Genomic DNA, 9758 nt, shown 5'->3' with positions numbered 1-9758 from the left:
CTCCGCGGCGGTGCGCCGGCCCGCGCCGCGTCGCCACCAGAGCAGCCCGCCGGCCAGGGCGGCGAGGATCAGCCCGCCGGCCGTCATCAGCGCGGCCCGTGCCGGTCCGCCGCCCGCCGCCGCGTCGAAGGTCCACTGCTGCGTGGCGGTGGTGGCCGTGAACAGCGCCTGCGCCGGCTCGGACCCGGCGTCCGACGTGACGACCGTGCGGTAGTTCTCGTTGATGTCGGTGAGCGTCGTGACCGTCAGCTCGACGGTGTCGACCGGCCGCGGGCAGGTGTAGAGGAGCTGCGCGCCGAGCGTCAGCAGGTCCTGCAACTGCGTGACCTGCCCCTCGCACGGCTGCCCGTCCTGCTCGATGACGAAGTGCGAGAGCAGGTAGCTGGGCAGGTTGTCAGAGCGGGCGAGCAGCTCGGCGCCGGTGAGCTGGGTGCCGTTCTCGTCCGTCTGGGTCGTGAAGGCGTCGAGGTGCTCGCCCAGGTTGACCCAGTCGTCCTCGGCCGCGGTCCAGGTGACCGCCACCTCCGCGCCGTCCACGTCCAGGCGTGCCGACAGCGGCGGCCCGAATGGATGCGCGCCGGCCGGCGGCGCCGCGACGACCCCGGCGGTGACGGCGGCAGCGACGGCCGTGGCCGCCACGGCGACCAGCCGCCGCGCACCACGGCTGCGGTGGACGATCGGCACCGGTCCTCCTTCGGCGTGACGGGACTCCGCACAGCCAACATCGCCTGGGCGCGCTGCATCCGCCCGCCGGCCGTCGTCCACGTGAATCCCCGATGAACATCCCGTTCGTCACGGCATGTCCGGTTCCCGGCGGTGCCCGCTCGCCCGGGGTGTGTGCGGACGTGTTGACATGAGCGCCAACTGTTGGCGCTCATGTCAACACGCCGGAACGCATCACGACCCGGCGGCCCCGGCCTGGTGGCTGCGGTCCGGCGCCATGTGCACGCCGTGCCGCGTGGCATTACGTCGCTGGTAGTCGCTGGTGTCCCCAAAGGGCGGAGAGCGGAACGGCGACGATGCCGTCACCCAGTGAGATCGCCCTCTCGCCGAGGTGAAACACGATGCCACCGCGCATCCTGTCGCCCAGCTTCTCGCGTAGCCACCGCAGGTGCCGCACGTCGGATGTAGTTCACCCAGCCGGTGCCTGGACCGTACTTGCCGCGGTGGTCGGCGACCTCGGTGGCGCCGATGGCGCGCAGCCGCTCGATCTCCTCGTCCTGGGTGCGGTCGGTGGGGCGCAGGTCGAAGTGCATGCGGTTCTTGACGGTCTCACGGACGGGTCGGCCGGTCTGCCCCCGTCGCTGGGGCGATGCCAACCCCACCCGCGGAAGCACCGCTCAGGGAAGGTCCGTGAACGCCGCACGCAGCGAGGGCCACGCCGATGACCGGCAGTAGACCGGGATCTCGTCGATCGGCACCGGCCGGGTCACGACCTGCCCGCCGGGCACCGGTTCGCCCGTCCACACGTCCACCCACGATCCCGACGGCAGGTACACGTCCCACGCCGACGCATCGGGCGACAGGACCGGCGCCACCAGCAGCGAGTCGCCGAGCAGGAACTGCCGGTCGGCGACCGACCACGCCGACTCGTCACCCGGGTGGTCGAAGAACAGCCCGCGCATCAGCGGCGCGCCACCGGCGACCGCCGATGCGGCGGACGACGACAGGTACGCCACCAGCCGCTCGCGCAGGTGCGCGAACCGGCGGAAGACCGGCAGCACGCGCGGGTCGCCGGTGCGCTCCGCGACGTTCCACGGGGTGCGGTCGCGCAGCGGCAGGCGGTGGTGGTTGAACTCGGAGTGGTACTGCATGATCGGCATGAACGCCGACGCCGCTGCGGCGCGCAGGTACAGCTCGGCGTCGGGCACGTCGCCGGAGAAGCCGGCGAGGTCCCAGCCCCAGTAGACGATCCCGCAGGCGCCCGCCGTCACACCCGCCACCACCGCCGACCGGAAGCCGTCCCACGTCGAGTCCTCGTCACCGGCCCAGAATGCGCCGTGCGCCTGCGAGCCGGTGAACCCGGCCCGGCTGAACGTCACCGGCGCCCTGCCCGCCGACCGCAGCAGGTCGCCGTAGGCCCGCGCGTACTCGACGGGGAAGCGGTTGTTGCCGGCCAGCCCCCGCACAGAACCAGCACCGTGCACCAGGTCGTGGCCCCACGCGTGCTCGCCGCCGTCGGTCTTGAAGCCGTCGATCCCGACCTCCTCGACCAGGTACCGCCGCTTCGACGTCCACCAGGTGCGGGCCTTCTCCGACGCCAGGTCCGGCATCAGGGCGAGCGGGAACCACCAGCCGCGGTTGCGGTACGGCCGCCCGTCCGCCTCGGTGACGACGAACCCGCCGGCCACCGCGGCCCGCGCGTCGGCCGCGAGCTGCCCACGAGGGTGCGGGCGCATCTTCAGCAGCGGGATCTGCCACAGCAGGACGCGGACGTCGCGCGCGTGCAGCTCGTCGACCATGCCCTTCGGATCCGGCCAGGCGCCGTCGGCGGGGAAGGTGAAGTCGCTGAGCCGGTGCGGCCCGCCGTCCTCGTTGACGTCGTACACGGCGTCGCGGAACGCGGTGAACGTCGACTCGTCGCTCCATGCCTCGATGACCAGGGCGCCGACGGGGATGTCGTGCTCGCGGTGGGCGTCCATCTCGGCCATCACCCGGGCCTGCGTGTTCCACTCGTTGCCGCTGGCCCACAGCCGGAACACCCAGTCGGGCAGGACCTCGGGCCGGCCGGCCTCGTCCACGAACTGCCGGACGACCTCGGCGGGCGAGCCGGCGTAGAGCCCGACGGAGAGCGCGTCGTCACCGTCCAGGTCGGCCTCGACGACCAGCCGGTCCGGGGTCGTCGCGCCGACGTCGTACCAGGTGCGCCGGGCCGTGCGGACGTGGAACCCCCACGACGAGGAGGGCCCGACGACCAGCGCGAACGGCATCGGCAGGTATGTCCGGCCGTGTGCGCCCTGCGCCTTGTACTGCTCGAACACGACGGCGTCGAGCGTGCGGCCGCGCTGGTCGACGGCGTCGTAGCGCTCGCCGAACCCGACCACGTGCTCGTCGGACGCCAGCCGCAGCGCGAACCGGACCCGCCGCGGCCCCTCCGGACCGGTCAGCCACTCGACACTGCCGGGCACCAGGCGATCCCCGGCGACGTCCAGGCGCCCGCCCGACGACGACCACGAGCCCGCCGCCACCGAGAACCAGCGCGTCCGCCGGGTCGCGCCGGACGCCGTCGTCGCCACGAACCGGTACCGGTACGTCGTCCCGGCCGCCAGCGGCGGCGTGCGCACCGACCAGTACGACCGGTCGGCCAGCGACCGCGCCTGCGCGGCGGCCAGGTGCCCGCCGTCAGCGGACGCACCAGCCGAATCCGCCGACGACGGGGCCAGCAGCGGCCACGTCTCCGTCGGGCCGTCACCGCCGGCCCACTCGCACACCACGGCGACGACGGCGTCGGACGCGCGGACCCGCAGCTCGCAGGACTCGCCGGCGACCGGGAGCGCCGGCACCCGCTGGTCGCCGGTGACGGCGTACGGGTGCTCGGAGCCGAACGGGCGGTGCCGGATCATCGTGCGCCTCCCACCAGGCCGAGCTCGGCGGCCAGCGTCAGATACATGCCGTGCGACCAGAGCAGCGGCGTCGCGACCGTCCCCCAGCGGTCGATCCACTCCTGCTCGCGGTCCGGGGCCAGCAGGTGGTGCCCGACCTGCTCGGGCAGCTCGCCGGACGGCGTTGCCTGCGCCGCGATCCACCGCAGCGACGACAGCGCCTCCTCGCGACGACCCGCCGCGGCATGGTTCCAGCCGAGGAACGCCGTCAGCAGCGGCCACTGCCCGCCGCCGTAGAAGGTGTCGGCGGCGTACCGGTGCACGCCACCGTCGACGCAGAGCGCGTCCTCGACCGCGGACACCGTCGCCCGTCCGAGGTCGCTGCCGACCTCGACCAGCCCGAACGGAACCACACAGGCCAGCAGGCTCGCATCGACGTCGGCCGCGCCGAGCCACTTCGTCAGGTGCCCGTCCGCAACGCCGGACGACAGCACCAACGCGTCGATGGCCCCGACGGCCTCCGCCGCGGCCGACCGCTCCGCCCCCGGCAGCGCCGAGGCCAGCGCCGGATGCGACGCGGCCGCCGCCAGCCCGGCCCGGATCGCCCCCAGCGTGGACACGTGCCGGTGGTCGACGTGCTCCTCCCACCAGTCGTAGCAGGGCCGGGCCCAGAACGTCGTCAGGTACCGGACCGCCGTGGCCACGCCGTCGTCGACGCCGTCGACCGCCCCGTGCCGGTCGGTGTGCGCCGCCAGCGCCCACAGCCAGGTGCCGTAGCCGTCGAGCTGGAAGTCCCACCACGGGTCGTTCCCCACGGCGCCGTCGATGGTGTACCGCGTCGGCAGCATGTCGGCGACCGGGATGTGCTCGCCCCGGCCGGCCCGCGCCACCAGCGCGTCGACCTGGTCCGTCCGCTTGGCCAGCACGTCGGCGCACCAGCGGTGGAAGGCCGCCGGGCCGTCGGCGTCGCCGTACCGGCTGGCGCCCTCGGCGATGAACGCGCCGTCGCGGAACCAGCTGTAGCCGCGGTAGGCGCTGAACGTCGGGCTGGCCGGGTAGGCGCCGGACGGGGCCTGGTGGCCGGCGATGACCCGGTGGCTGGCCTCGGCGAGCGCGACCAGCTCGCCGAGGTCGGCCGGGGTGGAGGTATCGGTCACAGCAGTTCGTCCACCCTCGCGGCGGCGTCGGCGACGGCCTGCTCGACGGTCTTGCGACCCGCGGCGGCGTTGCCCAGCTCCTCGGTGACGGCGTCCTGCATCTCCTGCTGGCGGACGATGACCGGCGGCAGCACCGTCTCGTCCAGCGCGTCGAAGACGGCCTGACGGTTCGCCGGCGGGGTCTGCTCGAGGTACGGCGCCAGCTTGTCCTGGTCGGCGATCGGCGGCAGCTCCCAGCCGGCGTCGAGCCGGGTCTCGACGGTGGTGTCGGACGAGGTCAGGAACTCCAGCCAGGCCTGCGCCTCCTCGGGGTGCTCGCTGTTCGCGCTGACGACGACGCCGTTGGTGAACATGGCGCTGGCCTTGGTCTGGTCACCGGGCTCGACGACGACGTCCCACTCGAACGGCACGTCGGCCAGCGGGCCGAACATCCAGATGCCGCTGTGCCACATGGCGAGCTTGCCCTCGCGGAACAGCGTCGAGTCGAAGTCGGGCGTGCCGGCGCCCTCGGCCTCGGTCGGCATGACGGTGCCGGACTTCTCGGTCAGCCAGCGCGCCGCGGCGATGCCCTCGGGGCTGTTGAACGCCGTCGCGCTGCCGTCCTCGGTGAGGAACTGGCCGCCGGCCTGCGCCAGCGCCTTGTAGAACTCATGGAACGTGGCCGGCTGGTAGTCGCCCCAGACGCCGGCCGCGGTGTCCGTCAACGCCTCGGCGGCGGCCCGCTCGTCCTCCCACGTCCAGTCCGCCGTCGGCTCCGGCACGCCGGCCGCCGCGAACAGGTCCTTGTTGTAGAAGAGGACGACGTCGCTGAACGACTCCGGCAGGCCCAGCTGGACGCCGTCATGCTGGAAGGCCTCGAGCAGCGACGGCGTGTAGGCGTCGCCGTCGACGTCGAGCTCCGCGAGCGCGCCGCTGTCGGCGTAGGTCACGAAGTTCTCGTAGTTCAGCTCGAACGCGTCGGCCTCGGTGCCGCCGGCGACCGCCGTCTGCAGCTTGGTGAAGTAGTCGGCGTACGGCGTCGTCTCGACCTGCACGTCGATGTCGGGGTTCTCCTCCTCGAACGCGGCGACGATCGCCTCGAGGTTCTGCTCGTTGCCGCCGTTGGACGAGAACTCCATGTAGCGGACGACGGTCTGGCCGTCCTCGCCGCCGTCCTCGCGGGTGGCCGAGCCCTGCGAGCAGGCCGACAACGCCAGCAGCGCGGCCGCGGCGGCCACGGCGCCGAGCCGGATCGGGTGAGTCATGGGAACTCCATTCACTTGAGCCCGGAGCGGGCCACGCCTTGGATGACGTACTTCTGCGCCGCGAGGTAGAGCACGGCGATCGGGACGATGCTGATCACGGAGCCGGCCATCACGACGTCCCACTCGGTGGTGAACTGGCCGTGCAGCGTGCTGAGGCCGAGCGGCAGCGTCATCAGCTCCGGCGAGCGGATGACGACCAGCGGCCAGAGGAAGCTGTTCCAGCTGGACATGAACGCGAGGACGGCGAACGTCGCCAGCGCCGGCCGGATCAGCGGCCAGACGATGGAGACGAAGATCCGCAGGTGGCCGGCGCCGTCGATGGTGGCCGCCTCGTCCAGCTCGATCGGCACCTGCGCGACCGCCTGGCGGAGCAGGAACACACCGAACGCCGACGCGATGCTGGGTGCCAGCAGGGCGGCGTAGGTGTCGACGAGGTTCAGCTCGCGCATCTCGATGAACAGCGGGACGACGAGCACCTGCATCGGCACCATGAGCGTCGCCAGGTAGACGAGGAACAGCGCGTTGCGGCCGGGGAAGTTCAGCCGGGCGAACGCGTACGCGGCCATCGCGCTGGTGACCAGCTGCAGGAGCGTCGACGCGACGGCGATCCAGAGGCTGTTGGCCAGGATCCGCCAGAACGGCATCGCGTCGAGCAGCGTGCGGTACGCGTCCAGCCCGGGCTCGTCGGGGATCAGGTCCGGCGACCCGAGACCGGCGCCCGGCGTGATCGACGTGATCACCGTCCAGGCGAACGGGAACAGCATGACCAGCGCGCCGGCGATGACGGCGGCGTACAGCACGGCCCTACGCATAGGTCACCCACCTCCGCTGGCCGCGGACCTGGATGATCGTGACCACGAGCACCACCACGAACAGCAGCCACGACAGCGCCGACGCGTCGCCGGCCCGGCCGTACCGGAACGTGAGGTCGTAGATCTGCTGGACGACGACCTCGGTCGCGCCCGCAGGCCCGCCGCCGGTCATCACGTACACCTGGTCGAACACCTGGAACCCGTTGATCAGCGAGATGACGACCACGAAGAAGGTCGACGGCGACAGCAGCGGCAGCGTCACGTACCGGAACCGCTGCCACGCGCTGGTGCCGTCGACCCGCGCGGCGTCGTAGAGCTCGCCGGGGACCGACTGCAGCCCGGCCAGCAGGATGATCATGACGAAGCCGAGGTCCTTCCAGGCCGAGGCGAGGATCACCGACGGCATCGCCCAGGCGGGGTCGGTCCACCAGCCGGGGCCGTCGATGCCGACCAGCCCGAGCAGGTGGTTGACCAGGCCGTTCGCCGGGCTCAGCAGCCAGCGCCACAGCAGCGCGACGACCACCCAGCTGGTGACGACCGGCAGGAAGTACGCCGCCCGGAACACGTTGCGGCCGCGCAGCGCGGTGTTCAGCGCCAGCGCGGCGGCCAGTCCGAGGACGTAGACGAGTGGCAGGTAGCCGGCGATGTAGCCCAGCGTGTGCCCGAAGGCGGCCCAGGTGTCGCCGTCGGAGAGCAGTTCGCGGTAGTTGGCCAGGCCGACGAACTCCATCGGGGTGATGAGGTTCCAGTCGTGCAGCGACACCCACAGCGAGCTGACCATCGGGACCAGCGTGAACAGCGTCAGCGGGACCAGGCTCGGGGCCAGGAACAGCGCGACGATGCCGGCGTAGCGCAGCCGGTTGCCGCCGTAGCGCAGGGTGTTGCGGTGGCGCTTCCCGGGCCGGCGGGGCGGCTGCGTCGCCGGGCGGGTGGGGCGGCCGGTCGTCGCGGTGCTCACGACAGGTCCCCGGCGAGTGCGCCGCCGAGCCGGGCCCGGACCAGCTCGCCCTGGCCGCCCGTCGCGCCGGATGCGTCGTACGGGGTCGCGAGGACCAGTGCGGCCGCACCGAGCGCCCACGACGTGTCGTCCCACGACTCGACGACGACGGGCACGCCGCGGCGCGACGGCATCAGGTGGGCGCGCAGGCTCGGCTCGAACCCCGGTCGCCAGTGCTCCCAGGCGCGGGTGCCCTCGCCGAGCACGATGACGATCTCGGGGTCCATCACGTTGATCAGGCCGGCGACGCCGCGTCCGAACAGCTCGCCTGCCGCCGCGAAGATGGTCGCGTCCGGTGCGTCGAGGCCGGCCTCATGTGCGGCGCGCAGCAGCGCCTCCTGGCCGACCGACGCCTCGAGGCAGCCGGTGTTGCCGCACGAGCACCGCGGCCCGCCGGGCTGGACGGGGAAGTGTCCGAACTCGCCGGCCCCGCCGCCCGCGCCCCGGTAGACGCTCCCGTCGACGACGAGTCCGGCGCCGACGCCGCGGCCGATCGTCACGACGAGGAAGTTGCGGTGTTCGCGGCCCCGGCCGTACAGCCGCTCGGCGACGGCGAGCGCGTTGACGTCGTTCTCGACGAGCACGGGGGCCGGCAGGGCCGCGCGCAGCCGGGCGCCGAGGGCGAGCCGCCGCCACCCCAGGGTCGGTGCGTCGACGGCGCCCGCCTCCTGGTCGTCGACCGCGCCGGGGACGCCGACGCCGATGCCCAGGATCGGCGCGGCCGCGTCGTCATCGCTCGCTGCCTCGTCGCCGGCCGGCTCCACGAGCGGCCGGAGCAGGTCGACCAGCCGGTCCGGCGCGTCGGCCGCCATGGCGTCGAACGGCCACTCCCACGACTGCCGCACCTGCCCGTCCAGCCGCACGTCGACGACGGCGACGTGGTCGGCGGCGACCTTGGCGCCCAGCGCCCGTCCGGCCGAGCCGACCAGTCCCAGCAGCACGGCCGGCCGGCCGCCGCGGGACGGGCGGTGTTCGACCTCGGCGACCAGGCCGCGGGCGAGCAGGTCCTTGACGATCTGGGTGACGGTGGCCGGGCTCACGCCCAGCGTCCGGGCGATGTCGGTTCTGCTCAGCGGGCCGGACGTACCCAGCGCGGCCAGTACGGCCGAGCGGGTGAGGTCACCGCGGGGAACGGGCATCCGGCACTTCCTTCGGGACTAAAGTTAGTCATAAAGAAACACCCGCGATACAGCTCTGTCAAGCGCGGCGGACCGCGTTCTTGACAAATATTATTGTCGGTGGGAGCGTGGAGGCATCGATCAGAGTCATGGACGCCGGCCGACCGGCAGAAGCGGAGCACCGTCATGAGCACCAAGACCGTCGCCGAGAAGCTGCTGGTGAGGCCCGGCACGTCGGTGTGGATCTCGCACCCTGACCGGCGGGCGCTGCTCGACCCGCTGCCCGCCGAGGCGCGAGTGGTCGACGGCCTCGCCGACGACGCGGCGTCAGCGCGGCAGGTGCTCTCCGCGCATCGCGATGCGGTGACGGCGCCGCCGGTGGTGTGGGTCGCCTACCCGAAGGGCGGGCGGTCGGACATCAACCGCGACACGCTCTGGCCGATCGTCGCGGAGTTCGGCCTGCGCCCCAACGGCCAGGTCGCCGTCGACGACGTCTGGTCGGCGCTGCGGTTCCGGGCGTCCAAGCCGGGCGAGGCCGCGTTCACCGGCGGCGCGAAGTCGTAGCCCAGCCCCGTCGCCCCATGATCATCAACCTTCTCGGCTGTCCCGACGACACGAGAGGTCGATGATCATGGGCGAGGAGGTCGGTCAGCGGCGACGGAGCGAGGCGGAGAAGCTGCCGGCGGTCGCCTTGGTGGCGCCGGATCCGCTGCGGTTGCCGGTCCTCGATCGTCCGCCCGACGTCGTCGACGAGCGTCCGCCGGACGGGTTCGCGGCGTGGTCCTGCCGCTCGCGTCCGGAGCGCCCGGCGGAACCGGCGGAGCCGCGACCACGGCCGCGGCCACGGCGACGGCCGGCCGGACGGTCCGCGGCCGCCTCGTCGCCGGC

Annotated in this window: 8 protein-coding genes and 1 pseudogene; 1 reads left to right on the top strand and 8 read right to left on the bottom strand. The window is 73.0% G+C overall.

All coding sequences use genetic code 11. The features are described 5' to 3' along the window. The 8 genes and pseudogenes from DY240_RS12150 to DY240_RS12115 all read right to left on the bottom strand — a co-directional run. Nucleotides 1-684, bottom strand: a pseudogene (locus DY240_RS12150) (hypothetical protein); the annotation flags it as partial. A 341-nt stretch (nt 685-1025) separates the two neighbouring features. Beyond that, nucleotides 1026-1325: a VOC family protein gene (locus DY240_RS31915; protein ID WP_267901669.1), complete on the bottom strand. Its 300-nt coding sequence runs from the start codon at nt 1323-1325 to the stop codon at nt 1026-1028. A gap of 15 nt (nt 1326-1340) precedes the next feature. Then, on the bottom strand, nt 1341-3563 hold the full coding sequence (locus tag DY240_RS12140; protein ID WP_119660147.1) for a glycoside hydrolase family 31 protein: 2223 nt from the start codon (nt 3561-3563) through the stop codon (nt 1341-1343). Then, the gene (locus DY240_RS12135; RefSeq protein WP_119660146.1) at nt 3560-4699 is read right to left on the bottom strand and encodes a glycoside hydrolase family 15 protein; all 1140 of its coding nucleotides are present in this window, start codon (nt 4697-4699) and stop codon (nt 3560-3562) included. Before DY240_RS12135 ends, DY240_RS12140 begins: the two co-directional genes overlap by 4 nt. Beyond that, on the bottom strand, nt 4696-5943 hold the full coding sequence (locus DY240_RS12130; protein WP_119660145.1) for an ABC transporter substrate-binding protein: 1248 nt from the start codon (nt 5941-5943) through the stop codon (nt 4696-4698). Before DY240_RS12130 ends, DY240_RS12135 begins: the two co-directional genes overlap by 4 nt. A gap of 11 nt (nt 5944-5954) precedes the next feature. Further along, entirely contained in the window at nt 5955-6755 is an 801-nt protein-coding gene (locus tag DY240_RS12125) for a carbohydrate ABC transporter permease (RefSeq protein ID WP_119660144.1), read from the bottom strand. Further along, the gene (locus DY240_RS12120; RefSeq protein ID WP_407659308.1) at nt 6748-7611 is read right to left on the bottom strand and encodes a carbohydrate ABC transporter permease; all 864 of its coding nucleotides are present in this window, start codon (nt 7609-7611) and stop codon (nt 6748-6750) included. The genes DY240_RS12125 and DY240_RS12120 overlap by 8 nt, the downstream gene beginning before the upstream one ends. A gap of 98 nt (nt 7612-7709) precedes the next feature. Then, nucleotides 7710-8891, bottom strand: coding sequence for an ROK family transcriptional regulator (locus DY240_RS12115; protein ID WP_119660143.1), 1182 nt, complete (start codon nt 8889-8891; stop codon nt 7710-7712). A gap of 165 nt (nt 8892-9056) precedes the next feature. On the opposite strand from DY240_RS12115, the gene DY240_RS12110 reads away from it, so the two are divergent. Continuing rightward, the gene (locus DY240_RS12110; RefSeq protein ID WP_119660142.1) at nt 9057-9434 is read left to right on the top strand and encodes a hypothetical protein; all 378 of its coding nucleotides are present in this window, start codon (nt 9057-9059) and stop codon (nt 9432-9434) included. The last annotated feature ends 324 nt before the right edge of the window (nt 9435-9758 follow it).

The organism is Jiangella rhizosphaerae, from assembly GCF_003579925.1.
GTDB classification, from domain to species: Bacteria; Actinomycetota; Actinomycetes; order Jiangellales; family Jiangellaceae; genus Jiangella; species Jiangella rhizosphaerae.
Note: the sequence above shows the minus strand (reverse complement) of the source record. Positions and strands in the feature narration are given on the sequence as shown.

Coding starts and splice junctions, on each gene's coding strand:
- DY240_RS12110 (WP_119660142.1), top strand. CDS start 9,057: ATGAGCACCAAGACCGTCGCCGAGAAGCTGCTGGTGAGGCCCGGCACG.
- DY240_RS12140 (WP_119660147.1), bottom strand. CDS start 3,563: ATGATCCGGCACCGCCCGTTCGGCTCCGAGCACCCGTACGCCGTCACC.
- DY240_RS12130 (WP_119660145.1), bottom strand. CDS start 5,943: ATGACTCACCCGATCCGGCTCGGCGCCGTGGCCGCCGCGGCCGCGCTG.
- DY240_RS12115 (WP_119660143.1), bottom strand. CDS start 8,891: ATGCCCGTTCCCCGCGGTGACCTCACCCGCTCGGCCGTACTGGCCGCG.
- DY240_RS12125 (WP_119660144.1), bottom strand. CDS start 6,755: ATGCGTAGGGCCGTGCTGTACGCCGCCGTCATCGCCGGCGCGCTGGTC.